This is a genomic window from Bradyrhizobium sp. NBAIM08 (genome assembly GCF_020193935.1).
In the GTDB taxonomy this organism is placed as follows: domain Bacteria; phylum Pseudomonadota; class Alphaproteobacteria; order Rhizobiales; family Xanthobacteraceae; genus Bradyrhizobium; species Bradyrhizobium yuanmingense.
Genome location: NZ_JADYVR010000004.1, coordinates 425,695 through 451,570 on the forward strand (window position 1 = coordinate 425,695; position 25,876 = coordinate 451,570).

24 protein-coding genes and 1 tRNA gene are annotated in these 25,876 nt (G+C 64.6%); 14 read left to right on the forward strand and 11 right to left on the reverse strand.

Annotation, left to right across the window (positions count from 1 at the left end; translation table 11 throughout):
* From I6F37_RS16710 to I6F37_RS16720, 3 genes are all read right to left on the reverse strand, one after another.
* Positions 1-2,160, reverse strand: coding sequence for a GumC family protein (locus I6F37_RS16710; protein WP_225152014.1), 2,160 nt, complete (start codon positions 2,158-2,160; stop codon positions 1-3).
* Positions 2,161-2,360: 200 nt separating this feature from the next.
* Positions 2,361-3,971, reverse strand: a complete 1,611-nt coding sequence (locus tag I6F37_RS16715; protein ID WP_225152015.1) for a gamma-glutamyltransferase family protein — start codon at positions 3,969-3,971, stop codon at positions 2,361-2,363.
* A gap of 20 nt (positions 3,972-3,991) precedes the next feature.
* A complete protein-coding gene (locus I6F37_RS16720) occupies positions 3,992-5,302 on the reverse strand; it encodes an aspartate aminotransferase family protein (RefSeq protein WP_225152017.1) in 1,311 nt (436 codons plus the stop codon).
* A gap of 101 nt (positions 5,303-5,403) precedes the next feature.
* Between I6F37_RS16720 and I6F37_RS16725 the strand changes: the two genes are divergently transcribed.
* The gene (locus I6F37_RS16725) at positions 5,404-6,267 is read left to right on the forward strand and encodes a LysR family transcriptional regulator (RefSeq protein ID WP_225152224.1); all 864 of its coding nucleotides are present in this window, start codon (positions 5,404-5,406) and stop codon (positions 6,265-6,267) included.
* Positions 6,268-6,297: 30 nt separating this feature from the next.
* On the opposite strand, the gene I6F37_RS16730 is transcribed toward I6F37_RS16725, so the two are convergent.
* Both I6F37_RS16730 and I6F37_RS16735 read right to left on the reverse strand, forming a co-directional pair.
* Entirely contained in the window at positions 6,298-7,341 is a 1,044-nt protein-coding gene (locus I6F37_RS16730; protein ID WP_036026523.1) for a zinc-binding dehydrogenase, read from the reverse strand.
* 15 nt (positions 7,342-7,356) lie between these two features.
* On the reverse strand, positions 7,357-8,022 hold the full coding sequence (locus I6F37_RS16735) for a class I SAM-dependent methyltransferase (protein ID WP_036014038.1): 666 nt from the start codon (positions 8,020-8,022) through the stop codon (positions 7,357-7,359).
* Between the two features lie 275 nt (positions 8,023-8,297).
* On the opposite strand from I6F37_RS16735, the gene I6F37_RS16740 reads away from it, so the two are divergent.
* Positions 8,298-8,624 (forward strand): hypothetical protein, encoded by a 327-nt coding sequence (locus tag I6F37_RS16740; protein ID WP_036014049.1) that lies wholly within the window; start codon positions 8,298-8,300, stop codon positions 8,622-8,624.
* Between the two features lie 184 nt (positions 8,625-8,808).
* Positions 8,809-9,600: a phytanoyl-CoA dioxygenase family protein gene (locus I6F37_RS16745; RefSeq protein ID WP_225152019.1), complete on the forward strand. Its 792-nt coding sequence runs from the start codon at positions 8,809-8,811 to the stop codon at positions 9,598-9,600.
* A gap of 90 nt (positions 9,601-9,690) precedes the next feature.
* Here I6F37_RS16745 and I6F37_RS16750 read toward each other — a convergent pair whose 3' ends face one another.
* The 6 genes from I6F37_RS16750 to I6F37_RS16775 form a co-directional block, all read right to left on the reverse strand.
* A complete protein-coding gene (locus tag I6F37_RS16750) occupies positions 9,691-10,332 on the reverse strand; it encodes a hypothetical protein (protein WP_225152021.1) in 642 nt (213 codons plus the stop codon).
* Positions 10,333-10,433: 101 nt separating this feature from the next.
* Complete coding sequence (locus tag I6F37_RS16755; protein WP_225152040.1) at positions 10,434-11,336, reverse strand: hypothetical protein; 903 nt, start codon at positions 11,334-11,336, stop codon at positions 10,434-10,436.
* An 87-nt stretch (positions 11,337-11,423) separates the two neighbouring features.
* Complete coding sequence (locus I6F37_RS16760; protein ID WP_225152042.1) at positions 11,424-13,289, reverse strand: adenylate/guanylate cyclase domain-containing protein; 1,866 nt, start codon at positions 13,287-13,289, stop codon at positions 11,424-11,426.
* A gap of 237 nt (positions 13,290-13,526) precedes the next feature.
* The gene (queD, locus tag I6F37_RS16765) at positions 13,527-13,883 is read right to left on the reverse strand and encodes a 6-carboxytetrahydropterin synthase QueD (protein ID WP_225152044.1); all 357 of its coding nucleotides are present in this window, start codon (positions 13,881-13,883) and stop codon (positions 13,527-13,529) included.
* Positions 13,884-13,967: 84 nt separating this feature from the next.
* A tRNA-Arg gene (locus I6F37_RS16770) sits at positions 13,968-14,044 on the reverse strand.
* A gap of 296 nt (positions 14,045-14,340) precedes the next feature.
* A complete protein-coding gene (locus tag I6F37_RS16775; RefSeq protein WP_036014057.1) occupies positions 14,341-15,840 on the reverse strand; it encodes a HAMP domain-containing sensor histidine kinase in 1,500 nt (499 codons plus the stop codon).
* Between the two features lie 350 nt (positions 15,841-16,190).
* On the opposite strand from I6F37_RS16775, the gene rpmH reads away from it, so the two are divergent.
* The 11 genes from rpmH to dapE all read left to right on the forward strand — a co-directional run bounded on the left by rpmH (position 16,191) and on the right by dapE (position 25,822).
* Positions 16,191-16,325 (forward strand): 50S ribosomal protein L34, encoded by a 135-nt coding sequence (gene rpmH / locus I6F37_RS16780; protein ID WP_008542748.1) that lies wholly within the window; start codon positions 16,191-16,193, stop codon positions 16,323-16,325.
* Between the two features lie 27 nt (positions 16,326-16,352).
* The gene (gene rnpA / locus I6F37_RS16785; RefSeq protein WP_109145452.1) at positions 16,353-16,739 is read left to right on the forward strand and encodes a ribonuclease P protein component; all 387 of its coding nucleotides are present in this window, start codon (positions 16,353-16,355) and stop codon (positions 16,737-16,739) included.
* A 16-nt stretch (positions 16,740-16,755) separates the two neighbouring features.
* Positions 16,756-18,606: a membrane protein insertase YidC gene (gene yidC / locus I6F37_RS16790; RefSeq protein ID WP_036014059.1), complete on the forward strand. Its 1,851-nt coding sequence runs from the start codon at positions 16,756-16,758 to the stop codon at positions 18,604-18,606.
* A 114-nt stretch (positions 18,607-18,720) separates the two neighbouring features.
* A complete protein-coding gene (gene yihA, locus I6F37_RS16795) occupies positions 18,721-19,374 on the forward strand; it encodes a ribosome biogenesis GTP-binding protein YihA/YsxC (protein ID WP_036026511.1) in 654 nt (217 codons plus the stop codon).
* Entirely contained in the window at positions 19,374-19,739 is a 366-nt protein-coding gene (locus I6F37_RS16800; RefSeq protein ID WP_225114333.1) for a DUF423 domain-containing protein, read from the forward strand. Before yihA ends, I6F37_RS16800 begins: the two co-directional genes overlap by 1 nt.
* A gap of 164 nt (positions 19,740-19,903) precedes the next feature.
* Entirely contained in the window at positions 19,904-20,791 is an 888-nt protein-coding gene (gene argB, locus I6F37_RS16805) for an acetylglutamate kinase (protein ID WP_036014067.1), read from the forward strand.
* Between the two features lie 161 nt (positions 20,792-20,952).
* Positions 20,953-21,939, forward strand: a complete 987-nt coding sequence (locus I6F37_RS16810; RefSeq protein WP_036026517.1) for a DUF1036 domain-containing protein — start codon at positions 20,953-20,955, stop codon at positions 21,937-21,939.
* Positions 21,940-22,133: 194 nt separating this feature from the next.
* Positions 22,134-22,823 carry a pyrimidine 5'-nucleotidase gene (locus I6F37_RS16815; RefSeq protein ID WP_036014081.1) on the forward strand — a complete coding sequence of 230 codons (690 nt, stop codon included), beginning with the start codon at positions 22,134-22,136 and terminating at the stop codon, positions 22,821-22,823.
* Between the two features lie 199 nt (positions 22,824-23,022).
* Positions 23,023-23,868, forward strand: coding sequence for a 2,3,4,5-tetrahydropyridine-2,6-dicarboxylate N-succinyltransferase (gene dapD, locus I6F37_RS16820; RefSeq protein WP_225150856.1), 846 nt, complete (start codon positions 23,023-23,025; stop codon positions 23,866-23,868).
* Between the two features lie 146 nt (positions 23,869-24,014).
* Entirely contained in the window at positions 24,015-24,659 is a 645-nt protein-coding gene (locus I6F37_RS16825) for a DUF805 domain-containing protein (RefSeq protein ID WP_225152046.1), read from the forward strand.
* Positions 24,656-25,822 (forward strand): succinyl-diaminopimelate desuccinylase, encoded by a 1,167-nt coding sequence (dapE, locus tag I6F37_RS16830; RefSeq protein ID WP_225152048.1) that lies wholly within the window; start codon positions 24,656-24,658, stop codon positions 25,820-25,822. The genes I6F37_RS16825 and dapE overlap by 4 nt, the downstream gene beginning before the upstream one ends.
* Positions 25,823-25,876 lie beyond the last annotated feature (54 nt).

A 25,876-nucleotide genomic window follows, 5' to 3' on the forward strand; every position in this document is an offset into this window, starting at 1 on the left:
TCACACCGCAAGGCCCAAAGCGCCACTGTCGGGCTGAGCCACCATTGAATCAGCGGGCACGTGATTGACGACGAGGCCGGTCGACACCGCCGCGTATCTCGACAGCGCCGCGGTCACTCTGCGCATCGCCGACGAACCAAGCTCGCCGGCGCGCGCCACCAGAACGATCAGGTCCGCATGCGCGGCGAGCGCAATGGCGTCGGGCTGCAAGGCGAGATTGCCGGCGTGGACGACAATCAGGTCGAACTCGGAACGGATATCGTCCTCGGGCCGCGCATCGGGCTTGCGGCCGGCACTCAGCAACTCGTCGATCGACTGAAGTCCCGCCGTGGTCGAGCCGTCCTGCCATTCGGTCACCGGCGGCTGAGTGCCTGCAAATTCCGGCTGGAGCCGGATCAGCACGCTCATCATGCCGCGGTTGACGGCGGCGCGATTGAGGGCGCGCGCCACGGTGTTGCCGCCGGCGCTCTTGCCGACCGACAAGACCAGCGCGACCTTGCAGCCGCGCACCGGCACGCGGTCGATGCGTTCGAGCAGCGGCCGTAGGTGAGGACCGAGATCGAGCTCGGCCGACGCGCTGACCGGTCTTTGCCAGACCGTGTTGATCCCGCCTCCGTTGATCCCGGCGCCTGGCGCCAGCTCGGGGATGCGAGCCCAGACAGGAAGGCGGGGCATCGCCTCGGCTGGGCGCGCGGCGGCGGCAGGAGGGGAAACTTGCCGGTTGGGCGTCTCCTCCGCTTCACGTGAGACAGGCGCCTCAACGGATTCGGGCTTGTCGGCGGACAGGCTCGTCGTCACCGCAACGGCGGCGGTCGACGTCAGCAGCGAGCCGATCGCCAGCGCCGCGAGCAGCAAGGCGAGCGGCGGACGCGTCGAGCGCAACGGCGGAATGGCAACGGATGCGATCTTGGTCTGGGACGCCTGCAGCTGACGCTGCTCATTGGTGGTCTTGAACCGCGACAGGAACTGCTCGTAGATGTTGCGGTTGGCATCGGCGTCGCGCTGCAGCTCCTGCAGCTTCACCAGCGCCTGGCCGTCGCGCAGCATCTTGGTCTCGACCGCCTTGAGCTGCTTTTCCAGCGCGTTCTGCTGCTCCAGCTGAGCCTCATATTCGGACTTGGCTGTATCGATGTTCTTCTTCCGCTCGATCTCGATCTGCCGGTTGATATCCGCCAGCTGGCTGTAGGAGATCGCAAGGTCGGGATGGCGGTCGCCATAGACCGCCTTCTTCTGCGCGATCTGGTCGTTCAGCGCCGAGCGCTGCGCGCGCAGCATGCTGAGGAGATCCTGCTTCACCGGCCCTTCGACATTGGCCTTGACGTCGCGCTGCACCTGCTCGTAGCGCGCCTTGGCCTCCTCGGTGCGGGCGCGGGCGGCGGAGACCTGCTGGGTCAGATCGGTCACCCGCAATTGCTGCGTGGTGGATTCCTTGCCGGCATTGACGATGTTGTGCTCGAGCCGGAAGGCGGCGACTGCGTCTTCCGACGCGCGCAGGCGCTCGCTCAGCGTCTTCAGCCGGTCCTGGAGCCAGCCGGCCGCCTCGTCCGTCGCCTCGGTGCGGACGCGGCCCTGGCTGACAACGAAGGCCTCGGCGATGGCATTGGCGTAGTAGGCGGCGCGATCCGGCCGGTTGGAGGTGAAGGAAATCGCGATGACGTAGGTCAGCCCGCGCCGGGTGATCTCGAGGCGGTTGCGGAATCTTTCGAGCAGGCGCGTCATGTCGGTGTAGCCGCCCGCGATGTCCTCGTCGTCCGCGATCTTGAGCTGCTCGATCAGGGGGCGGAGGAAGCCGTCGGATTTGGCGATCTCGATCTGGCTTTGCAGCGCCGCGGCATCCTGGCCGATGCCGGGCAGCACGTCCTGCTCCGAGGTCACGCGCAGCTCGCGCGGATCGAGCACGACCAGGGCCGTCGCGGCATAGCGGACCGGAAGCACCATCAGGGCGACGACGCCGAGGGCGAACAGCGCCAGCGCCAGCGTCAGAATGCGCCGGCCGTTCTCGCGCAGAAAGGACAGCGTCCCGGAGACGGTCAGCGATCCCTTGGTCATGCCCGGCGAGGCGCCGTCAGGCTTCGCCTTCGCAGCGCGCGGCGCTTCCCACGAAGCCGCTTGCTCCGTCGGGGCGATGCTTCGCGGAGATGCGCGGCTACCGAACGCCATGGGTTGGACTCGAAATCAACTGACAGTCATAGCTCTGAGGCTTGCTACACCGTAAATATCCATGGTTAACCGGCGGTTACGGCTGGGCCGGGCTGGGATGGTCTTGGGCGGTGAACGATTCGTTAACGCGACGCGGCCAGCCATTCAGGCGCGGCGCACATCGGCGGCGCCTGCCTGCGCTCGCCTCGATGTGCGACCGCTCACAAGGCGATGACATATCCATCCCGCCTCGGATCGGCGGCACCCGTCATCACGCCGGTTTCCGGATCGAGCGCGATGGCCTGCATGCCGCCGCAGAGCATGGTCCACCCGGTGTCCAGGATCTCGATCTCGTGACCGCGGCGTTTCAGTTCGACGATCGTTTCCGGCGCGATGCGGTTCTCTGCCTGAATGAAGCGGCCGTCCCACAGCCGTGAACGCGGCGCCTCGATCGCCTGCTGCAGCGGAAGGCCGAACTCGATGTGCTGCACATAAGCCTGGGCCTGGGTTTGCGGGATGCCGTAGCTGCCGGGCGTCCCCAGCGCGAGCACCGGACGGCTGCCGCGCGTCGCAATCGACGGTGCCAGCGTCACCGGCAACGCATCGCCCGGCTTGGCGAGGTTCGGGCTTCCCGGCTGCACGTCGGCCCAATGCAGATGATTGTTGAGGCAAACGCCGGTCCCCGGCACCACGACGCCGCTGCCGAACGGGCTGCCGAGACTTTGCGTCATGCAGACCAGATTGCCTTCGGCGTCGGCGATCGAGAACGAGGTGGTGTGGCCGGGATCGGCACGATCCTGCGGCATCCATTGCTCTGTCGGGCCCGTGATCGGCCGGCCGTCGCTCACACGCTGGCGAAGCCGCGCGATCGTCGCCTCGGACATTGCTGCAGCGGCTTGATCCGGTCCCAGATTGCCATGGGCGATGCGCTCGCCGGCGGCGAGACGGATCGCGCGATAGACCGTATCGAGATGATCGGCACCGTCCTTCGGCAAACGCCCGAGGTCAAAGCCTTCAAGGATCTTGAGGGTCAGGGCGAACTGAAAGCCGCCACATTGCTGCGCCGGCACGTGAAGCTCGAGCCCCCGATAGGACACGGTCAGGGGATCGAACCAATGCGGCTTGACGGCGATGACATCGTCCAGCGTCAGGCTGCCGCCGAGCGTGGCGAGATAGTCCACGATCCGCCGGCCGAGCTTGCCGCCATACAGATGCTCGGGCCCCAAGTCGGAGATCTCGGCAAGAGTCTGCGCAAGATCAGGCTGCGCGACGATGCTGCCGAGCTTCACCGGCATTCCATCCGGGAGATAGTTCCTGACCAGTGCGGCGTGCAGGTCCGGCCAGGGTTCGAGCAGCGGCACCTGCTCGTTGATCTCATCAACACCGAAGTCCGAGAGCGCAAAGCCGCCCTGCGCCAGCGTGATCGCCGGCGCAAAGACGTCTGGAAGCGATTTGCGTCCATAGCGCGAGAGCAGCTCGCACCAGCCCGCGAGATTGCCGGGCGTCGAGGCCGCCTGCGGACCGCGCTCGAGCTCGAATCTGCTGGTGTATCTGCCGACCGGGAAGCTTGCGGGCATCGGCGGCGCGAAGTCGAGCACGCGAATGCGCTGCTCGATCGCCACCCAGATCGTGGCCAGTCCAAACCCGGCAAGCCCCGACATGAACGGCTCGACCACGTTGAGGGCGGCCGCCGTGGCGACGGCCGCATCGAACGCATTGCCGCCCTGCATCAGGATTCGTGCACCGGCCTGTGCCGCGAGAGGATGCGCGGCGGCGACCATGCCGTGCCGCGAGAACAGCGTCGGACGCCCATATGTCCTGGCGAGTTGCATCCGGAAAAGGCCTTCCCCGATCAGTGCGTCGTCGCAGCAGCCTGGATCGCCTCCGACATGATCTCGAGACCGCGATCGATTTCGGCCTCGGACACCGTGAGCGGCGGCGCGATGCGGAATACGCCGCCCATGCTGGGCAACTTGACGATGTTCATGCTGAGACCGCGACGCATGGTCTCCTCCATGATCCGCGCGCCGAGTTCAAACCCCGGCGTCTTGGACTGCCGGTCGACGACGATTTCAAGACCAAGCAGAAGCCCGCGGCCCCTGACGTCACCGACGCATTCGAACTTTTGCTGCAGCGACAGCAATCCATCCCGGAGCCTGTTGCCCCTGGCGGTTGCCTGCGCCACCAACCCGTCGCGCGCGACAACGTCGAGCACCGTGACGCCGATCGCGGCGGGCAAGGGATCGGAGACATGCGTGGTGTAGAACAGGAAGCCGCGCTCGAACGCGGTCTGCTCGATGGCCTTTGTCGTCATGACCGCGGCGAGCGGCAGACCGGCGCCGAGCGTCTTCGACAGCGTGAGAATATCAGGCACCACGCCGTCACGCTCGAAGGCAAACATGTGCCCGGTGCGGCCGATTCCGGTCTGAGCTTCGTCGAGGATCAGCAGCATGCCGCGCTGCTCGCATTTTTGCTTCAAGGCCGCGAGATAGCCGAGCGGCAGTTCCAGAATGCCGCCGCTGGAGAGGATCGGCTCGGCGATGAAGGCCGCCAGACTACCGGTCGACTGGCTGTCGATCAGTGCGAACGCATCGTCGAGCTCGGTCTGCCAGTCGTTGCTGCCGTCGACGTTCCTGAAGCGCGGCCGATAGGCGTTCGGCGCGGGAATGACGAACGATCCGACCGCGGCCGGCCCATAACCGCGCCGGCCCGCGCTGTAGGTCGCCGACGCCGCCGCGCCGGTCATGCCGTGCCAGCTTTGCGCGAAGGCGACGATTTCGTGCCGGCCGGTGACGAGCTTGGCCATCCGGATCGCCGCTTCATTGGCTTCCGCGCCTGTCGTCAGCAGCTGCACGCGGTCGAGACCGGGCGCAAGCGCAGCGAGACGCTCGGCCAACGTCACCACCGGACGCGAGAGCATGCCGCTGAAGAGATGAGCGACCGCATCCATTTGCCGTGCGACCGTAGCAACGATGTCGGGATGCGTGTGCCCCAGCACGGCGCTCATCTGACCCGAGGTGAAGTCGAGGATGGCGCGTCCGTCGGCGTCGTAGACGAAACTGCCGGCCGCACGCTCGATGATGACGGGTTCGAAACTCGGCCCATAGCGGGTCAGATGCGTGTTGGCGGACGCCCAGAAATCGGGATCGGCATTCAAGGTCATGACAGCCACCTCTCGCTTGGGGGACGTCCGACCTCTAGTCAAGAATTTGACTTCAGGCTAATTGATATAATTCAATTTGGATATCAATCTTCTTGATGTCGATGCTGGATCTCAACCTTCTGAGGAATTTCGTCGTCGTGGCCCGCACCGGCTCGATCAGCCTGGCGGCCTTGCAGATTGGCCGGACACAGTCCGCGCTCAGCATGCAGATGCAACGGCTGGAACAGACGATCACGCAGCCGCTGTTTCACCGCAGCGGATCCGGCATGAGGCTGACCGCGGCCGGCGAGAAACTGCTCGCCCACGCCGAGACGCTGCTGGCGCAGCACGACGAGATTCTCGCCGACATGAGCGGCGAGAGTCTCGAGGGGACGCTGAGCCTCGGCTGCCCGGAGGACTATTCGATCGCTTTCCTGCCGGCGCTGCTGAAGGGGTTCTGCGCGCTGCATCCCAATGTCGAGCTGCGCATGGTCTGCGCACCGACCTCCGAGCTGCGCCCGATGCTGGCGCGGCGCCAGATCGACATGGCGCTGATCTCGCTGTCCGATGCCGGAGCGCGCGAGGTGATCCGAGAGGAGCGCTTCGTCTGGGTCGCGAACGAGGCCGAACCGAAAATACTGACGCAGGATGTGCTGCCGCTGGCGCTGGCGGCGCCGATGAGCCTGGACTACCGCGCCGCCTGCGCCGCGATGGACGCGGTCAATCGGCGCTACAGGGTCGCCTACGCGAGCAACAGCCTCGCCGGCCTGATCGCGATCGCGCGGTCCGGTCATGCGATCAGCGTCCTGACACGAACCGCCGTCCCGTTCGATCTACACGTCGTCTCGGCCGGACTGCCCCTGCTTCCGACCATCGGCATCGCGCTCGAATTCTCGGAGGCGAGGCCCTCGCTGCTGGCGACGACGCTGGCCGAGCACGTCCGCACCGTATTGCCCGGACTGAAGACCAAGGCGGAGATCGATTAGTGACCTGCGCGTGTGCGGCGAGCGCAGCGCTCAGCTGATGTTCAGGAGAATCCGTCCCGATGTGCCGCTGCGCATCAGATCCAGGGCGTCGTTGATGTCGTCGAGCGCGAACTCGTGGGTGACGATGCCGCGGTAGCTCACCTTGCCGGCGTCGCTGAGTCGCACAAGGCGCGGGATATCGCGCGCGGGCTGGCATTGCCCGCCTTCCGAGCCCTTCAGCACCTTCTCGAAGTGCAACGGCAGGGTATAGATCTCGGCCTTCTCGCGGGGCACGCCGACCAGGATGCAGCGGCCTTTCTTAGCCGTGATCTCGTAGGCGAGCTCGATCAGGTTCTTGACGCCGGTGGTCTCGACGACCTTGTCGGGGCCGTCGGCCCCCGTGACGGACCGGACCTCGGCGGCCACATCCTTCACGGTCTCGGAATTGACGATGTGGGTGGCGCCGAAATCCTTCGCCATGGCCAGCTTGTTGTCGAGGCGATCGATCGCAATGACCGGCCATGCGCCGACCATCGCGGCGAATTGCACGATGTTCAATCCGACGCCGCCGACACCGAATACGACGACGGCTTCGCCGATGGCGATCTGCGCATCGTTGTTGACGACGCCGAGCGCGGTCGTCACCGCGCAGCCGAGCAGCGGCGCACTGGTGCGGTCGATCGTATCAGGAACGGGCGTGACGCGATTTTCCGACACCACGGCATATTCGTTGAAGGTGGTGACCCAGCCCGCATTGAGGCGCTTGCCGCGCCAGGAATAGACCGGCGTGTTGGACTGGATGCCCTTCCCCGGCCGCCAATGCATGACGACGGTATCGCCCTGCTTGCAGGAGACGACGCCGGGTCCGGTTTCGACGATGGTCGCCAGCGCCTCGTGCCCCAACAGGTGCGGCAGGAACTTGTCGACGCCCTTGACGGCGTCGATCTCGTTGATCTGTGCGCCGCAAATGCTCGACGTGTGCACATGGGCGAGCACCTGACCATGCTCGAGCCTGTCGGGCAGATTGAACTCGTCGACGATCAGCGGCTTGCCGGATTCGACGAGTATCGCGGCCTTCGCGGTCTTGATGTCCATGGATCGCGCGCCCGGTCACTCGAAATAGATGAATTCGTAGTCGCCGGTGTAGCCGAGCTTGCCGTAGAGCCAGATCCATTCCGAGGTGTGCAGGATGGATTCTGCCGTTAGCGCCCAGCATTCGAGGTTGTGCAGCTCGGTGACGTTCCGGTAGCCCTCGACCATGACGTATTTGTTCTTGCCGACCCGCTCGATCTCCTTGAGCGCGGCCTCGAGCTCGTAGAGCCTGAGATTGTGCAGGGTGCCGAGCGAGATGACGAGGTCGAAGCTGTCGTCGCCATAGGGATAGACGTCCTGGGCGCGATAGTTGAACAGATACGGCTTCACCTGCTCGTGTGCATTGGCAAGACCATGCTTGGAAATGTCGAAGCCGGTGACCTTCAGACCCGGCAGGATCTTCTGCATCTCGTACAGCAGAAAACCCTTGCCGCAGCCGACGTCGAGCACGCTCGACCCGTCCTTCAGGCCATAGGTCTCGATCAGCGCCTTGGCGACGGGGGCCCAGCGCCCCTCGATGAAGCGGTAGCCGCCATAACCGAAACGGCGATCGCCGTCCCAGTAATCTGCCTCGTACTCCCGCGCCTTCAGCGAGCAGCCGATCTTGTCGTCGTTCATGCGGCCCATGTAGTCGCGCTTGGTCGCAGTGTGCAGCGGCGTTACGATATTCAGCAGTCGTCCCATTGAGCCCTCGGATTTCATCACGCGCGGAGATTGTCTTGACCGGCCTGGGGAGCCTCGCACGTGACCTGCGACTGGCCCTAGCATTTGTCGCGAAGACCATCATTGTTTCAGATCAATGATGTGGAAATGCTGCCGCGGCGCCGGTCAAGATCCGGCCGATGAATCGCCAGTGCCGACCAAGCGCCAGGTTCCAGCCGCGGCTGCCGGCGGCCGTGACATGGCGACGCTGGAACGAGATGCGCCGCACGGCGTTCGGCAGCGAGGAGAATCCTGCCATGCCGACCAAGCCGACCATCGCCCGCGTCTGGCGCGGCCGTACCCGCCGCGACCTCGCCGACGCCTACCAGGCCTATCTGCAAGCCGAGGGCATCCCGCCGCTGCGAAAGACCGCGCTCGGTGTGCAGCAACTGCGCGAGGACCGCGACGAGGAGACGTGGTTCACCACCATTTCCTATTGGGCGGACATCGCAGCCATGACGGCTTTCACCAAGGGCGAGCCGACCAAGGTCCATCATCTCGCGCGCGACGCGGAGTTTCTGATCGAGCTGCCGGAGCGCATCGAGATCCACCGCATCCTGATCGACGAGCAGGGCCTGCGGTGAAGGCCTCGCTCATCCGCTTGTCCGTGTCTTGATTCCCCGCTCCGCCGCGCTATACGTTCCCGCCATGATGTTCATCTCCACATTCTTCCCGCTGATCTGAACGGCCGAACGTCGTTCCGGCGCTCCTGCGCCACTCAGATCAAACGGCTACGCGCGCTGCGGTAGCCGAACGGAGAGATGTGCAATGCCCAAGACCGAACAGGTTGGCCTGACGCCCCGTCAGGTCCAGACCTTCATCGACGACGGTTTCGTCAAACTCGAGAATGCCTTCAGCACCGACCTTGCCAAGCAATGCAGGGACGAGCTGTGGGCGGATATCGGCCTGTCGCCGGACGAGCCCGAACATTGGACCCAGCCCGTTGTCCGGGTCGGCGCCAAAGCGACGCCCCCCTTCATTGAAGCCGCGAACACGCCGCGTCTGCACAAGGCCTATGATCAGCTCGCCGGCGAAGGACGCTGGCTTGCGCCCAGGGGCCTCGGAACCTTTCCGATCCGCTTCCCGTCATCGCAATCGCCAGGCGACGATGGCTGGCATGTGGACATGAGCTTTGGCACAGCCCATGCCGACTTCATGGAATGGCGTGCCAATGTGAAGAGCAGCGGCCGTGCGCTGCTGATGCTCTTCCTGTTCTCGGACGTCGGAAACGATGATGCGCCCACGCGAATCCGGAAAGGCTCGCATGCGGCCATCGCGCGGGAGCTACTGCCCCATGGCGAGGCGGGCGCAACGCTCCGGCAACTTGCTGCCGGCGACTGGGCGTCGACAAGGGATCGCGAGGTTGAACTTGCGACCGGCAAGCCAGGCACCGTCTATCTGTGCCACCCGTTCCTGGTTCATGCCGCGCAACCCCACCGCGGGAAAGAGCCGCGCTTCATGGCACAGCCTCCGCTGCTGCCGAAGCGCGAATTCGATCCGGCGCTGCCACCTTCGCCGATTCAGATCGCGATCCGGCAGGCTTGCGGGCTGACGGTCTAGGCGGATGACATCCGGGACCTCCAAGGGTCCCGGATGTTGCTGTCGTCTTGCATCGTTTTGCGAAGCCGCATCACGCCGGCAGCGGCACGCTCAAAGGCACGGATTTTTCACCGGTGGTCGCTTGACGGACAAGAGCGTGTTCAAAGTTGAAACTCGCAAGTCGTGCGAAGCGGACCGCAATGCAATGCTCATGGGACGAATAGGGCTGGCTTCGCATAGCTTGCGGCGATCGTCGTCGGATTGCCCGCGCACCACGTCCCCGACGTGCTGCTTACGTTGCCGAATGGCATCCTGAAGCTCCGATTTGGTCACGGGAACGATGCTGTTCTCAACGATGAACTCGTTCATGCGAGCTATCGCATCGTCCAGATCGGCTTCAAAGGCTTGATCTTCGCCCGGCTGGCAAGCTTCGGTGTAGGCTCGAACCCCGACATAAATCTCCCAACTGCATTGCACGGCTCCGCGTCCGCTGTTGTCGAACCCGGTACTCATGATCCGGTCGCCATCGCGCTCCAGAAAGAAGGACACCCCCGAGGAGAGATCTATACGTCGCGTCGCCTTGCCCTTGTCATTGACGCCGTCGACCACCTTTGCGTCAGACCGCTTCGTCAAGGCATCCCACAACGGAGACCACTGTGCCTCCCGGGCATCCGCGGTGAGGGCCGATAACAGGAGCGCGGCAGCGACACAGATCAAGCCACTGGCTGCGGACCATGTGCGACGCTTAGACATCAAGGGCTTTCCAGCAGACCGTGGGGTGTGGGACGATAGCTGCGCCCGCGGCAAACGCAATCCAGAATTGCGCGACGCAAGTGTGACCCCGACCACCGTCGTCACAGTTTCCCATACACCCGCGCGGCAACCGCCTTCAGGCGCTCGACCGAGCCGGACTGCGGATGCGGCTTGACCGGGGCGAACAGGATCGAGGCTTGGCGGCCGTTCTTCCAGACATGGATGTGGACGGCGTTGCCGTTGCCCTTGGTGCAGGAATGCTCGCCGAAGGCTTCGCGGCCGAGCTCGGGGATCGCCACGTGCGTGCATGGCCCTGCACGCTTCATCATGCCGATGGCGGTATCGCGCGAGGTCGTGATCACCGCGACGGTCATGGTGTTGGCCTCACGATCGAACATCATGCAGCTGCCTGCCCCGGTCCGCTGCACCGTCAGCGTGCCGTTGTCGAGAAAGCCGTCGGCATCGGCGGCCGTGAGCCACTCGCAATTGCCGAACCGCTCGCTGCTCCTGCTCACATTGCCGACGGCAACGCGCGCGGCCTCAGCGATCGGCGCGAGCAGCGCATCATCGGCACGCCGGCCGACCGGATAGACGCTGATCTGCAGGATGTAATCGCCGGACAGGGCGACGACCGAGGCCTCCTGGCGTTCCGCGCCCGCCGCGCTCGTTCCACCCTGGCCCTCGTCGCCGATTCCGGACACTGCGCTCAGCGGCATGCGTTCGCCAAGCGTCTTGACGAAGGTCGCGTACAATTCCCTGGCGCGGTCCTTGTCGGGATTGCGGAACACCGAGAGCATCATCGTGTCGCCGCGCCCGGCCTGGTAGATGCAGCCGCGGCCGTCCTGGTTCGAAATCAGCGACCATTTCAGCGCCGGCATCGCCCGGGCGAGCTCCTGGGCGCTGATGAACGGGCAGGTTTCGGCCGCGCGCGCGGGAAGCACCGGGGCGGCTGCAATGGCAAGGAATAAAACGAAGCGGGAGAATAGATGATCGATCGTGCGCATCGGACGAACTTACCATCGAAACGGCGCGCGCGACGAGATGAAACTGAGAACTGCTATCTCATTGAATTTCAGCTACACAGAATCCTATTACGCAGCCCCCGGTGCCTTCGCCACCGTCAGGTCCTTCAGGAACTGCTCCATGAGCGGCTTGTTGCCAAACCGGCGATAAGAGCGCTCTGCCTCCAACGAAAATGTCGGTTGGGCCCCTACCAAGCTTGCCATCGTCAGCTGCGCCGCTTCTATATCACCGCGCCGCCCTTGCAGCGCAGCCTGTATGAGCAGGCAGTTGGCATCGCGCGGCGCCCTTACAAGGCATTCGGAGATCACGGTAGCCGACTCATCGCGACGATCAGCGGCGTAAAGCGCCTGGCCATGCACATAGGCGTAATATTCCGGTGCCATGGGATGAAGGCGACGCGCCCGCTCGGCATTGGCAACAGCGTCCGCGTAGTCCCCGAAACGGACTTGTGCTTTTGCCAATGCCATCATGCTATCCGGGTCATTGGGATTCAGTTCGACGGCGCGCTTGGCGGCCTGCAAGCCGCCCGCATAATCGCCCTGCACCGCCAGCCCGAAGCTGATCACCTGATAGCCGAGCGAGAGATTGGGATCGAGGCGCACAGCCTGGCGCGCTTCGCTAAGACCTAGTTCCAGCTCATGCGCTGTCGCCCGACCACTCGACCTCTTGGCCACATCCGCGATGTAAGTGAGGGCCAAGCCCGCACGGGCGGCGGCATAGGCCGGGTCCATTTCCAGCGCGCGCTGATATAGGCCGCGTGCCTCCATAAGCGCTTCCGCATCCTGGACGCCATGCCGGTATCGATGACGGGCCCGCAGCAGAAGATCGTAAGCCTGAAGGTTGTCGGTCGGACGTTGCGCGGCAGCGATGGCTTCACTTCGGCCGATATACGGCGCGAGCTGGGCGACGATTTCCGTGGTCAGCTCGCTTTGTACGGTGAAGACGTCGGCAACCTGCCTGTCGAAGCTGCGCGACCAAAGGTGCGCGCCCGATTTCACGTCGATCAGCTGCGCCGAGACGCGAAGCCGGTCCCCCTCGCGGCGCGCGCTGCCTTCCACCACGTAGGAAACGCCCAGCTTTGCCCCGAGCTTGCGCATATCGCTGTCTTGCCCGCGCACGGCATAGGTGGAGTCGCGCGCGATGATCTGAAGCTCGGAATTCCTTGCGAGCGCCGTGGTCACATCCTCGGTCAGCCCGTCTGCAAAGTACGACTGGTCGCCGCCCATGGTCGCAAAGGGCATGACCGCAACTGACGGGCGCGGGTCGGCGCGGGTCTGGTCGAAAGATAGCGCGGCCGGGAGCCGGCTGACCATCGCCGCCAGGGAAAGCGGTTGGATTTGGGTGCCGATGAGGACAAGGGCTACGGCGGCGACGCCATACGACCAGCGCGCAGCGGTACCGCGTAGAACGCGCGGGACTTTTCGCCAGCGAGACCACGAGGATTGCGCGCGTCGGACCCGGTAGACGTTAAGACGGTCGGGAATGTTTTTGGCGCGCCTGCGGCCCACACGCGCGAACACGTCGCCGCGATTGCGGTCTGCGGCCAGGACGACAGCGCCGCTAACAAAGATGCTACCGGGATCGGCCATCGTCTCGAGCCGTGTGGCGACATTAACGCCGTCGCCGTACATGTCGCCATTGTCCTCGATGACATCACCGAGGTTGATGCCTATGCGCAGCTCAAACGGGGCGTTGTCGAACCCTTGCTGGATGGCAGAGCCCGCATCAACGGCTTCGTTGACGCTGGGAAACATCGCCAGAAACCCGTCGCCGGTCTTCTTGAAGATGCGTCCACCATGCTGCGCGACTGTGGGCTCGATCAGATTGTCGAAGACCGTGCGCAGCTCTTTATAGGTGGAGGCCTCGTTTTCGGCCATCATCAGGCTGTAGCTGACGATGTCGGCGGCCATGATCGCGGCGAGCTTGCGTTCCATCAACGGTTTCCCTGTACAGGGGCCAAGCACAACTGGCATTGCGGACATTCTACGCCAGCTTGAAATTAAACCTTCCAACCCGCATGCGGTTATCAACACAGCTCATATATTCGTGAGCAATGAGACCCGTCCGGCGGCGCGCAAGCAGCACCACTCCGCTCATACGGCTGATCCAGAGTTTCCCTGCGGGTTCCCATATGGCGTCGGTGAGACTGGCGCTGGGTCAGCGGGCCGTCGTCACCGCCCCTGATATTCGGCCCAGCAATCCGTCGTTTCATAAACGCGGACCGCCCACAGCAGCGGCAGGCTGGGCTTCAAGCGGTCCCAGATCCAGACCGCGATATTCTCGGCGGTCGGGTTCGCGAGGCCGTCGACCTCGTTCAGGCACTGGTGGTCCAGCGCCGCCATGATGCCGGCGAAGCTTTTCTCGATATCGAAGAAATCAGCGACGAAGCCGGTGTGCGGGTCGACCGGCCCATCCAGCTGGACCTCGACCCGATAGGAATGACCATGCAGCCGGCTGCACCTGTGAGTCTCGGGCACGTTTGGCAGCCGATGCGCCGCCTCAAACTTGAACGCCTGCGATATCCTCATCCAGCTCCCCACACGGCATGGCCATCCGGTCTCGGGCCGGTCTGGCGACCAGATGCTGTCCTGTCCTGACCTTTCGGCAAAGAATGGCGCGCCCGGAACGATTCGAACGTCCGACCCTCAGATTCGTAGTCTGATGCTCTATCCAGCTGAGCTACGGGCGCGTGTTTCGCAAACAGCGCGGGCAGGGCCCGCAAGCAGCCCCCGGCGGAGCCGGAGGGGGTGCGAAAGAGCGCTCTGACTAACCGCTCTTGTCCCGATTGGCAAGGTCCGGCTCGCCGGTATTTTGGAGCATTTCCGCACTTCTCTTCGTCATTCCGGGGCGCGACGAAGTCGCGAGCCCGGAATCCATAACCACCAGCCGGGGTTATGGATTCCGGGCCCGACCCTTCGGGTCGTCCCGGAATGACGGAAGGAATGGCGATGGCCCAGCTCGTTTCAGTCGGCCGCTGGCCTAGCCTTAAGCCCTCTGGCGCTCGTTGCGGATGGAGAGCAGTTCCACGGGACGGTCGGGGATGACGATGCGGAACGTGGCGCCGATGGTGCCCTCGACCAGGTGGATCTCGCCGCCATGGGCGCGGACCAGCTCGGCGGCGATGGCGAGGCCAAGGCCGCTGCCGCCGGGGCGGCCCGAGGTCTGGAAGGCCTCGAACAGGCGCTCCCGGGTCTTCGGGGGAACGCCGGGGCCGGTGTCGGAGACCTCGAGAATGGCGACGGCGCCTTCGCGCTTTCCGGTGATCCGGATCTGCTGCACGCGCCCCTCACCCGCCGCATGGCTTTCGAGCGCCTGGGCGGCGTTGCGGACGAGGTTGAGCAAGACCCGGAACAGCTGGTCGGGATCGGCGTCGACCGCGAGCCCGCGCTCGATCGCGGCGACCCAGGCGATCGAGGCGTCGTTGGCGAGCCCCGCGGTCTCCCGCACCTCCATCACAACAGGCTCGATCAGGATCATGCGGCGGTCGGGTGCGGCCTCCTGGGCGCGGCCGTAGGACAATGTCGACTGGCAGAAGGCGATGGCGCGCTCGAGCGAGCGCACGAGCTTGGGCGCAAAGCGCTGCACGCGCGGATCCGGCACGCTGGCGAGCTGATCCGACAGCAGCTGGGCCGAGGCGAGCAGATTGCGCAGATCGTGGTTGATCTTGGAGACCGCGAGGCCGAGGGCAGCGAGCCGGCTCTTCTGATTCAGCATCGACATCAGGTCGCGCTGCATGTCGGACAATTCGCGCTCGGCGACCCCGATCTCGTCGCTGCGCTGGCTCGGCACGATGATGCCGGCCGAGCTCTCGGGATTCTCGTGGAAGCCGACCAGGCTCGCGGTCAGCCGCCGCATCGGGCGCACGAAGAGGTAATGAAGCGCGAGATAGACGAGGCCCGCGGTCAGCACCGCGATGATCAACGCGACCACGACGAGGTTGCGGGAGAAGCGGTACATCTGCTTCCGCAGCGGCAGCTCATCGGTGACGATCTCGATGAACTGTGCATTGCCGACCCCGGGGCCGACGATGCGGATGGCCTGGTTGCCGGTTTCCAGCATCATCCGGAACGAGCCGGTGATCGCCTCCCAAGCCGTCATGTCGCGCAGGTCGATGTCGTGCTCGATGGCGGCGGGAATGTTGTCGCTGGCGAGCAGCCGGCGCTGCTGACCCATCTTGATGGCAACAGCACGGGCGTTGATGCTCTTCAGGATCTGCCGCGACAGCGAATCGGGGACCATGCCGAGCGGCGCCGCATCCAGCACCAGCGCCGCGGTGTTGGCCGCCGCGACGCGATCATTCAGCCGGTTGACCCAGAAATTCGCGATGGCTGGCACGTAGAGCAGCACCGCGGCGATCATCACCAAGGGAATGGTGAGCAGCAGCAGCTTGCCGGACAACCCGAGCCCGCGCGAGCCGCGGGGCCGCGTCGCCGGCTGGTCTGGCTGATCCAGATCCTGGATCGGCTGGCGATCTGTGGCTGGCACGAAACTCGCCCCTGTTGGCCTTGGCTGATGGAGGATGCGACCCGACCGATGTCCGGTCAAATTACGGATCGCTAATCTGCCGAGGTGTGATGTAAGCGCTGATAGCGCGAGTCGCCACCTCAAGGGTTAAAAACGCCGCGCAAACAGCGATATTCACCACAATCGCGCGCTTGTGCGGCGTTGACGAAGACAAGGCGCTCCCTTATAAGCCGCGCGAATTGTCCGCGATGACCCGGTGCGACACCGGGAGCGGCTCTCTTGGGGCCGAAAAAGGGCCCGTTTTGGGCCGCATCTTCCGGACTTTACCATCAATTCTACAGGCAAATTGCCCGGTCAGCGGAGAAAAACCCGTGAAGCGGACTTATCAACCCAGCAAACTGGTGCGCAAGCGCCGTCACGGCTTCCGCGCCCGTCTCGCCACTGCCGGCGGCCGCAAGGTTCTCGCCGCCCGCCGCGCCCGCGGCCGCAAGCGTCTGAGCGCCTGAGCCGGACCCCCTTTTTGGGATTTCATCATGGATCGGCTGAGGCAGCGGGCGGATTTCCTCGCCGTTGCCAATGGCGCGCGGGTGAATAGTCCCGCGTTCGTCCTGCAAAGCCGCCGCCGCGATGATTCCGGCCCTGTCAGGATCGGCTTCACCGTCACCAAGAAGAACGGCAACGCCCCCGAGCGCAATCGCATCCGGCGCCGGTTGCGCGAACTGGTGAAGCGGCTCGATCCGACATCGATGCAGCCCCACCATGATTATGTCCTGGTCGGACGAAAGGACGCGCTCTCGCGCGACTTCGCCACCATGCTCGACGATCTGCGCATAGCGTTCACGAAGCCCGCGCGGCATACGGCCAAAGCGCGCGGCCACAGGCCGGGTCACGCCGCAGCGACCAGCCGCAAACCGGATTGATGACGAGACAATCGAGATGACCGACAATCGCAATACCATCCTCGCCGTCATTCTGTCCGGCCTGGTGCTGATCGCCTGGCAGTACTTCTACAATGTGCCGCAGATGGAGAAGCAGCGCGCCCAGCAGCAGGCGCAGTCCGAGCTCCAGAAGGGCAGCACGCCGCAGCCGGGCGCGTCCCCGACGCCGGGCAGCGCGCCGCAGCCCGGCGCGGCCCAGCCGTCGACGCCGGCCGCGAGCCCGCCCCAAGCGGTCGTTTCGCGCGAGACTGCCATTGCAGCGAGCCCGCGCGTCAAGATCGAGACGCCGCGGATCGCCGGCAGCATCTCGCTGAAGGGCGGCCGCATCGACGACATCGCGCTGGTGCAATATCGCGAGACGGTCGATCCGAAATCGCCGCCGATCGTCCTCTATTCGCCGTCGGGCACGGCGGAGCCCTATTACGCCGAGTTCGGCTGGGTTGCAGCGACGGGCGTGACGGCAAAGATGCCGGATGCCCAGACCGTCTGGCAGCAGGAGGGCAGCGGCAGCCTGACGCCGTCGACGCCCGTGGTGCTGAAATGGGACAATGGCGACGGCCTGACTTTCCGCCGCACCATCGCCGTCGACGACCATTATCTCTTCACCATCAAGGACGAGGTGAGCAATGTCGGCAACGCGCCCGTCACGCTCTATCCGTTCGCGCTGATCTCGCGCCACGGCGCGCCGCATGTCTCCGGCTACTATATCCTGCATGAGGGCCTGATCGGCTATCTCGGCGAACACAGGCTGCAGGAATATGCCTACAGCAAGATCGACGAAGCCAAGCAGGTGAACTTCAAGGCCACCAATGGCTGGCTCGGCATCACCGACAAATACTGGGCCTCCGCGCTGCTGCCGGATACCAACGCCCAGCTCCAGGCGCGTTTCTCGTCGAACCCGGTCGGCAAGGTCCATACCTACCAGACCGACTATCTGCTCGACCCCGTCACCGTCGCGATCGGCGGCACCGCGACGGCCAACGCGCGGCTGTTCGCAGGCGCCAAGGAAGCCGGCGTGGTCGGCATCAACTTCCCGCTCGCGGGCCTCGGCGGCTACAACAAGGCGCTCGGCCTCAACCAGTTCGACCTGCTGATCGACTGGGGCTGGTTCTATTTCCTCACCAAGCCGATGTTCCTCGGCCTCGACTTCTTCTTCCGCTTCTTCGGCAATTTCGGCGTCTCGATCCTGCTCGTCACGGTGATCGTGAAGCTGTTGTTCTTCCCGCTGGCGAACAAGTCCTACGCCTCGATGGCGAAGATGAAGTCGATCCAGCCGCAGCTGCTGGCACTGAAGGAGCGCTATCCCGACGACAAGGTGAAGCAGCAGCAGGAGATGATGGAGATCTACCGCAAGGAGAAGATCAATCCGGTCGCCGGCTGTCTGCCCGTGCTGATCCAGATTCCGGTGTTCTTCGCGCTCTACAAGGTGCTGTTCGTCACCATCGAGATGCGGCACGCGCCGTTCTTCGGCTGGATCAAGGACCTCTCCGCGCCGGACCCGACCAACCTCTTCAACCTGTTCGGGCTGCTCCCGTTCGATCCGACCACGATTCCGGTGTTCGGCTATTACCTCGCGCTCGGCATCTGGCCGATCATCATGGGCATCACGATGTGGATCCAGATGAAGCTGAATCCGACGCCGCCGGATCCGACGCAGCAGATCATCTTCAACTGGATGCCGCTGATCTTCACCTTCATGCTGGCGGGATTCCCGGCGGGCCTCGTGATCTACTGGGCCTGGAACAACCTGCTCTCGGTGGTCCAGCAGGGCTACATCATGCGCCGCAACGGCGTGAAGGTGGAATTACTCGACAATCTCAAGGCGACGTTCGCGAGGAAGGCGACGTAAGCGTCGTCATTGCGAGGAGCCCTTGCGACGAAGCAATCCAGAGTCCCTCGGCGGATACATTTCTGGATTGCTTCGCTTCGCTCGCAATGACGCAAGGAAACAGCGAGGCTTCGCATGACCGACGACAAAGATGCGAAGCTGATCGAGGCCGGGCGAAAACTGTTCGCTCGTGACTGGCAGTTCATCTGGGCCTCCCCTTCGATCGAAACGCTGCCGCCGATGGCGGGGCTGGAGATCGCCTTTGCCGGGCGCTCCAATGTCGGCAAGTCGAGCCTGATCAACGCGCTCACGGGCCGCAACGCGCTGGCGCGCACCTCGCATACGCCGGGCCGCACCCAGGAGCTGATCTTCTTCGAGGTCCCCGGCAAGAACGACCTGCGCCTCGTCGACATGCCCGGCTACGGCTATGCCAAGGCGCCGAAGAGCCAGGTCGCGTCCTGGACCGAGCTGATCCACAAATTCCTGCTGGGACGCGCCAGTCTCGCGCGCGTCTACGTGCTGATCGATGCGCGGCACGGGATCAAGGATGTCGATCTCGAGGTGCTGAAGACGCTTGACCGCTCCGCCGTCAGCTACCAGATCGTGCTGACCAAGGCCGACCAGGTGAAAGTCGCCGAGCTGCAAGCACGCATCGCCGAGACCGAGGCCGTGCTCGCCAAGCATCCGGCCGCGTTCCCGACCGTGCTCGCGACCTCGTCGCGCAGCGCGACCGGCATGGCCGAGCTTCGCGCCGCGATGGCGAAGCTCCTGGAAGAGCGGGCCTCGTGATGGCAGCGCACCGTCTGCTGATCGGGCTTGCCGGCTTGATGGGCGCCGCCGGCGTCGCGCTGGCCGCCGCGTCCGCCCATGGTGCCGACGCGAGCCGTCTTGCCTCCGCCAGCGCCATGCTGCTGTTTCATGCAAGTGCCATACTTGCGACCATCGCCTTGCTCACGCGCGGCCTTCTGCACGGCGGAATTGGAATCGTGGCGACGTTCGGCTTCGCGATCGGTGCCGCGCTGTTCGCAGGCGACCTCACCTTGCGGCAGTATGCCGGGCACGCGCTGTTTCCGATGGCGGCGCCGACGGGCGGGATGGTGATGATTGCGAGCTGGCTGGCGGTAAGCGTGGCGGCGGTGGTGGCGAAGCGCTGAATCCGTAGCCCGGATGGAGCGAAGCGCAATCCGGGGCCGGTGTCTGCGGCGACGAATCCCGGATTACGCTGCGCTCCATCCGGGCTACATAGCTGCCACACCTTTGCGCTGTCCCCGCCAATCGGATAGAACGCGCACCATTCGACCCGCCAGCGAGACCCGACATGACCGACATCTCTCCGCTCGACCAGGCCCGCATCCTGTCCGAAGCGCTGCCGCACATGCAGCAATATGACGAGGAAACCATCGTCATCAAATATGGCGGCCATGCCATGGGCGACGAGGAGACCGCGAAGAACTTTGCCCGCGACATCGTGCTCTTGGAGCAGACCGCGATCAATCCGGTGGTGGTGCATGGCGGCGGGCCGCAGATCGCGACCATGCTCAAGCGTCTTGGTATCGTCTCGGAATTCGCCGCGGGCCTGCGCATCACCGATGCCGCGACCATCGAGATCGTCGAGATGGTGCTCGCCGGCTCCGTCAACAAGCAGATCGTCGGCTACATCAACGAGGCCGGCGGCAAGGCGGTGGGCCTGTCGGGCAAGGACGGCAACATGGTGAAGGCGACCAAGACGACGCGCACCATCGTCGATCCCGACTCGAACATCGAGAAGGCGATCGATCTCGGCTTCGTCGGCGACCCCGAGAAGGTCGACCTCACTTTGCTCAACCAGCTGATCGGCTACGAGCTGATCCCGGTGCTGGCGCCGCTCGCAACCTCGAAAGAGGGCCAGACGCTGAACATCAACGCCGACACCTTTGCAGGGGCCGTCGCCGGCGCGCTGAAGGCCAAGCGCCTTCTGCTGCTCACCGACGTGCCCGGCGTGCTCGACAAGTCGAAGAAGCTGATCCCGCAATTGTCGGTGAAGGACGCGCGAAAACTGATCGCCGACGGCACCATCTCCGGCGGCATGATCCCGAAGGTCGAGACCTGCATCTACGCGCTGGAGCAGGGCGTCGAGGGCGTCGTCATCATCGACGGCAAGATGCAGCACGCGGTGCTGCTCGAGCTCTTCACTAACCAGGGCACGGGCACGCTGATCCACAAGTGATGCGGGAACGCGAGCAGCGGAAGAAGGTCGTCATGCCCGGGCTTGTCCCGGGCATCCACGACCTTTCTTCTCGCGGCAAAGACGTGGATGGCCGGGTCAAGCCCGGCAATGACGATTTGAGAGAGCGTCATCTACGCCGCTCCCCCCTCACCCGCTTCCTGATGACGCTGCCTGCCGCAACTGTCTCCTTCTTCTTCTCCTCGGCGCCGGCGATCGCCGACCTCAAGATCTGCAACCGCATGTCCTATGTGGTCGAGGCCGCGATCGGCATCGACGACAAGGCAGCCACCGCGACGCGCGGCTGGTTCAGGATCGATCCCGCCGCCTGCCGCGTGGTGGTGCAGGGCACGCTGACCGCCGACCGCATCCTGCTCAACGCGCGCGCGCTCGGCGTCTACGGCGCGTCCCCGATCCCGCAAAGCGGCAACGACATGCTGTGCGTCGCGCAGGACAATTTCGTCATCGCGGCGGCCAGGCAGTGCCGCAGCGGCCAGACGCAGGTTCCCTTCACACAGGTGACGCCGACGCAAAGCCCGGACGGCAACCTCGTCGCTTATCTCGCCGAGGATTCCGAATATGACGACGAGCAGGCGCGCCTCGCCGGCATCCAGCGGCTCCTCGTGATCGCAGGCTACGACGCCGCGCCGATCGATGGCGTCGACGGGCCAAAGACGCAGAGCGCGCTGGCCGCATTCCTGAAGAGCCGGGGCTTGTCGTCCGACATCGTGGGCTCGCAGAACTTCTTCAAGACCATGGTCGATGCCGTGCAGACGCCGTCCGCGACCGGCCTCACCTGGTGCAACGACACGCCGCACAAGGTGATGGCGGCGATCGCGACCGACGACGGCAAGGCCGTGACCAGCCGCGGCTGGTATCGCATCGATCCCAAGACCTGCCTGCACCCCGATGTATCAGGCCAGCCGAAGCAGATTTTCAGCTTCGCCGAGGCGGTCGACGCCGACAACCGAATCGTCAAGCTGAAGGACAAGCCGCTGAACTGGGGCGGCGACCGGCAGCTCTGCACACGCGAGACCAAGTTCGAGACCAGCGAGCAGACCGATTGCGGCGCGCGCGGCTTTGCGCCAACGGGCTTCGGCGCGGTAGACATGTCGAGCGGCGGCAAGACGCTGCGCTTTGCGGTGCCGTGAGATTGGCGCAATGATCAGCACGCAAGCATCCACAAGCTCCGCCGTCGTCCCCGCGAAGGCGGGGACCCATAACCCCAGGGAGTGGTTGCGGAGGGAAGCTGGTCACCCCGAGTCTTCGCAAAACTCCTCCCTGGGGTTATGGGTCCCGGGCTCGCGCTTCGCGCGCCCCGGGACGACAAGTTGAGAATGCCGATATGACCTTCCCCCGCAGCTTCAACCATGTCGACACCTGGGTGTTCGACCTCGACAACACGCTCTATCCGCATCACGTCAATCTGTGGCAGCAGGTCGATGCGCGGATCGGGGAGTTCGTCTGCAACTGGCTGAATGTCGGCCCGGAGGAAGCGCGGGCGATCCAGAAAGACTATTATCGCCGCTTCGGCACCACGATGCGCGGCATGATGACCCTGCACGGCGTCTCCGCCGACGACTACCTCGCCTATGTCCACAAGATCGACCACTCTCCGCTGGAGCCGAATCCGGCGCTTGGCGCGGCCATCGCAAAGCTGCCGGGCCGCAAGCTGATCCTCACCAACGGCTCGGTCGACCATGTCGATGCCGTGCTGGCGCGGCTCGGCTTCGCCGACCATTTCGACGGCGTGTTCGACATCATCGCCGCCGAGTTCGAACCGAAGCCGGCGGAGCAGACCTACCGCAAGTTCCTCGGCCAGCATGCGGTCGATCCGACCCGCGCCGCCATGTTCGAGGACCTCGCCCGCAACCTCACCGTCCCCTACCGGCTCGGCATGACCACCGTGCTGGTGGTGCCCGACGGCACCAAGGAGGTGGTGCGCGAGGACTGGGAGCTGGAAGGCCGCGACGCCGCCCATGTCGACCACGTCACGGATGATCTGGCGGGGTTTTTGGCAAAGTTGTCGGGGTGATTTCGTAGCCTGGATGGAGCGCAGCGTAATCCGGGGCTGGCGTAGCTGCGGAGAGACTGTCCCGGATTGCGCTTCGCTCCATCCGGGCTACGGGTCTTCCCGGGTGGTGATCCAGAACGCAGCCTTGACTCCGCTCCGCCAAATCCCGAAAAAGCGCTCCAATTCTCGCGAAACCACGCGCTTCCCAGAGGAAATCACGATGTCCCTTGCAGCCCTCGAATCCACCATCAACAGCGCCTTCGAGGCGCGTGAAGGCATCTCGACCACGACCAAGGGCGAGGTGCGCGAGGCCGTCGACCAGTCGCTGGAGATCCTTGACAAGGGCGAGGCGCGCGTTGCCGAGCGCGGCAGCGACGGCAAGTGGAAGGTCAATCAATGGCTGAAGAAGGCCGTGCTGCTGTCGTTCCGCCTCAACGACATGGACGTCATTGGCGGCGGCCCCGGCAAGGCAAGCTGGTGGGACAAGGTGCCCTCGAAATTCGAGGGCTGGGGCCCAAACCGCTTTCGCGATGCCGGTTTTCGCGCGGTGCCGGGTGCGGTGGTGCGCCGCTCGGCCTTCATCGCCAAGAACGTCGTCTTGATGCCGTCCTTCGTCAATCTCGGCGCCTATGTCGATGAGAGCACGATGGTCGACACCTGGGCCACCGTCGGCTCCTGCGCGCAGATCGGCAAGCGCGTGCACATCTCGGGCGGCGCCGGCATCGGCGGCGTGCTCGAGCCGCTGCAGGCCGAGCCGGTCATCATCGAGGACGATTGCTTCATCGGCGCACGCTCGGAAGTCGCCGAAGGAGTGATCGTGCGCAAGGGCGCGGTGCTGGCGATGGGCGTGTTCCTGGGCGCCTCGACCAAGATCGTCGACCGCGAGACCGGCGAGGTCTTCATGGGCGAAGTGCCGGAATATTCCGTCGTGGTGCCCGGCGCGCTGCCCGGCAAGCCGATGAAGAACGGCCAGATCGGCCCGAGCACCGCTTGCGCCGTGATCGTCAAGCGCGTCGACGAGCGCACGCGGTCGAAGACCAGCATCAACGAGCTGCTGCGGGATTGATGCAAGGCGAGTAGCGAATGGCCAGTGGCGAATAGGGCGCCAATCCTACTTGCCATTCACCATTCACCATTCGCTGCTAGGATCGAACCCACCCTCCCTCCATCGCGACCAATTTCCGGGCGGCCATTCCGCCCGGAGCCACTCGCATGGACTGGATCTGGTACCTATTCCGCTTCGACGGCCGCATCAATCGCGCCCTGCTGTGGCAGGCGCTGCTGATCGTTGCGCTGCTGGCAGGCTTGCTGGAGGTGATCGGTCAGATCATTCATCTGCCCAATGCCGACGGATCGTTGAAGCTCTCGCTCAAGCTCGATTTCGGCCTTGGCGATCTGTTCAAGCTGGCCGATCCCCGGGAACACCCTTCACTCGCGTCTACCGACCGCGCGCCCCTGATCCTGAGGGCATTCGGCATGTCGCTGTTCCTGTGGGTCTATCTGGCAACGGCGATCAAGCGGCTGCACGACCGTGACAGGAGCGGCTGGTGGCTCGTTCCGTTTTTCCTCGTGCCCGGCCTTTTCAACCAGTTCTCGGACCTGCTCCCCGACACCAGCGTGATGCTTCTTTTCAACCTCGCCGCTTCGATGCTGTGGCTGTGGGGTCTCGTCGAGATGCTCTGCGTGCCCGGCACTGTCGGCGAGAACCGGTTCGGGCCTGATCCGCTGGCCGGGATCGCGTATGAGTCCACGCCCGCCTCGCCACCTGCGAAGAGCTGGGACCAGGGCCGCGAGATCGAAATTGTTCCGCCCAGCGCTAGCCCACCCGGCGGCATGCATGTTAAGCGGGGCGCATGACCGATGCCCTCTCGATCGCCCGCGACCTCATCCGTTGCCCCTCAGTCACTCCGGCCGATGCCGGCGCGCTCGGGGTGCTCGAAAAAATCCTGGGCGCTGCCGGTTTCACCTGTCACCGCGTGACCTTCAGCGAGGAAGGCACCGCCGACGTCGACAATCTCTACGCTCGGATCGGCACCGACGGTCCGCACATCACCTTCGCAGGCCACACCGATGTGGTGCCGCCCGGCGACGAGAGCGCCTGGAGCGTCGGCGCGTTCTCCGGAGAGGTGAAGGACGGCGTGCTGCATGGCCGCGGTGCGGTCGACATGAAAGGCGGCATCGCCTGCTCGGTCGCCGCGGTGCTGGAGCATCTCGCCGCCAACGGCGGCAAGCCGCGCGAGGACGGTGCGGGCTCGATCTCGTTCCTGATCACGGGCGACGAGGAAGACGTCTCGATCAACGGCACCATCAAGCTGCTGAAATGGGTCGCCGAGCGCGGCGAGAAATTCGACCATTGCGTGCTCGGCGAGCCCTCGAACGTCGAGACGCTCGGCGACACCATCAAGATCGGCCGGCGCGGCTCGCAATCCGGCACGCTCGTCGTCGACGGCGTGCAGGGCCACGTCGCCTATCCGCACCGCGCCTCCAATCCGGTGCCTGATATCTCGCGGCTGATCGTCGCGATCTCCGACGAGCCGCTCGACCATGGCAGCGCGCAATTTCAGGCGTCCAATCTCGAATTCGTCTCGGTCGACGTCGGCAACAAGGCCTTCAACGTCATCCCCGGCGAGGCCCGCGCAAGATTCAACATCCGCTACAACGACAACCACACCCAGGCGAGCTTGCGTGAATTGGTGGAGACGCGTCTCGCCAAAGCCTGCGGCAACCGCATCAAGGCCCGCATCGTGTGGGAGCCCTCCAACTCGAACGTGTTCGTGACCAAGCCGGGTCCGTTCACCGATCTCGCGGTCTCCGCGATCGAGGAGGTGACGGGACGCAAGCCCGAGCTGTCGACGTCAGGCGGCACGTCGGATGCGCGGTTTATTTCAAGCTATTGCCCCGTGATCGAGTTCGGCCTGGTCGGGCAGACCATGCACCAGGTCGACGAGCGCGTGCCGGTGGCGGATCTGGAGAGGCTGACGAAGGTGTATCGCGGGATTTTGGCGCGGTATTTTGCTTGAGGCAGTGTTGCCTCCACAAACACGACCGTCATCGCCCGGCTTGACCGGGCGATC

What these genes read in the sequence shown, in the direction of transcription:
- I6F37_RS16815 (WP_036014081.1), top strand. Translation starts at nt 22,134, where the DNA reads ATGACCTTCCCCCGCAGCTTCAACCATGTCGACACCTGGGTGTTCGAC.
- yidC (WP_036014059.1), top strand. Translation starts at nt 16,756, where the DNA reads ATGACCGACAATCGCAATACCATCCTCGCCGTCATTCTGTCCGGCCTG.
- I6F37_RS16760 (WP_225152042.1), bottom strand. Translation starts at nt 13,289, where the DNA reads ATGGAACGCAAGCTCGCCGCGATCATGGCCGCCGACATCGTCAGCTAC.
- dapD (WP_225150856.1), top strand. Translation starts at nt 23,023, where the DNA reads ATGTCCCTTGCAGCCCTCGAATCCACCATCAACAGCGCCTTCGAGGCG.
- I6F37_RS16800 (WP_225114333.1), top strand. Translation starts at nt 19,374, where the DNA reads ATGGCAGCGCACCGTCTGCTGATCGGGCTTGCCGGCTTGATGGGCGCC.
- I6F37_RS16825 (WP_225152046.1), top strand. Translation starts at nt 24,015, where the DNA reads ATGGACTGGATCTGGTACCTATTCCGCTTCGACGGCCGCATCAATCGC.
- I6F37_RS16810 (WP_036026517.1), top strand. Translation starts at nt 20,953, where the DNA reads ATGACGCTGCCTGCCGCAACTGTCTCCTTCTTCTTCTCCTCGGCGCCG.
- yihA (WP_036026511.1), top strand. Translation starts at nt 18,721, where the DNA reads ATGACCGACGACAAAGATGCGAAGCTGATCGAGGCCGGGCGAAAACTG.
- queD (WP_225152044.1), bottom strand. Translation starts at nt 13,883, where the DNA reads ATGAGGATATCGCAGGCGTTCAAGTTTGAGGCGGCGCATCGGCTGCCA.
- dapE (WP_225152048.1), top strand. Translation starts at nt 24,656, where the DNA reads ATGACCGATGCCCTCTCGATCGCCCGCGACCTCATCCGTTGCCCCTCA.
- I6F37_RS16725 (WP_225152224.1), top strand. Translation starts at nt 5,404, where the DNA reads ATGCTGGATCTCAACCTTCTGAGGAATTTCGTCGTCGTGGCCCGCACC.
- I6F37_RS16715 (WP_225152015.1), bottom strand. Translation starts at nt 3,971, where the DNA reads ATGCAACTCGCCAGGACATATGGGCGTCCGACGCTGTTCTCGCGGCAC.
- I6F37_RS16740 (WP_036014049.1), top strand. Translation starts at nt 8,298, where the DNA reads ATGCCGACCAAGCCGACCATCGCCCGCGTCTGGCGCGGCCGTACCCGC.
- argB (WP_036014067.1), top strand. Translation starts at nt 19,904, where the DNA reads ATGACCGACATCTCTCCGCTCGACCAGGCCCGCATCCTGTCCGAAGCG.
- I6F37_RS16710 (WP_225152014.1), bottom strand. Translation starts at nt 2,160, where the DNA reads ATGGCGTTCGGTAGCCGCGCATCTCCGCGAAGCATCGCCCCGACGGAG.
- I6F37_RS16755 (WP_225152040.1), bottom strand. Translation starts at nt 11,336, where the DNA reads ATGCGCACGATCGATCATCTATTCTCCCGCTTCGTTTTATTCCTTGCC.
- I6F37_RS16720 (WP_225152017.1), bottom strand. Translation starts at nt 5,302, where the DNA reads ATGACCTTGAATGCCGATCCCGATTTCTGGGCGTCCGCCAACACGCAT.
- I6F37_RS16750 (WP_225152021.1), bottom strand. Translation starts at nt 10,332, where the DNA reads ATGTCTAAGCGTCGCACATGGTCCGCAGCCAGTGGCTTGATCTGTGTC.
- I6F37_RS16730 (WP_036026523.1), bottom strand. Translation starts at nt 7,341, where the DNA reads ATGGACATCAAGACCGCGAAGGCCGCGATACTCGTCGAATCCGGCAAG.
- I6F37_RS16735 (WP_036014038.1), bottom strand. Translation starts at nt 8,022, where the DNA reads ATGGGACGACTGCTGAATATCGTAACGCCGCTGCACACTGCGACCAAG.
- rnpA (WP_109145452.1), top strand. Translation starts at nt 16,353, where the DNA reads ATGGATCGGCTGAGGCAGCGGGCGGATTTCCTCGCCGTTGCCAATGGC.
- I6F37_RS16745 (WP_225152019.1), top strand. Translation starts at nt 8,809, where the DNA reads ATGCCCAAGACCGAACAGGTTGGCCTGACGCCCCGTCAGGTCCAGACC.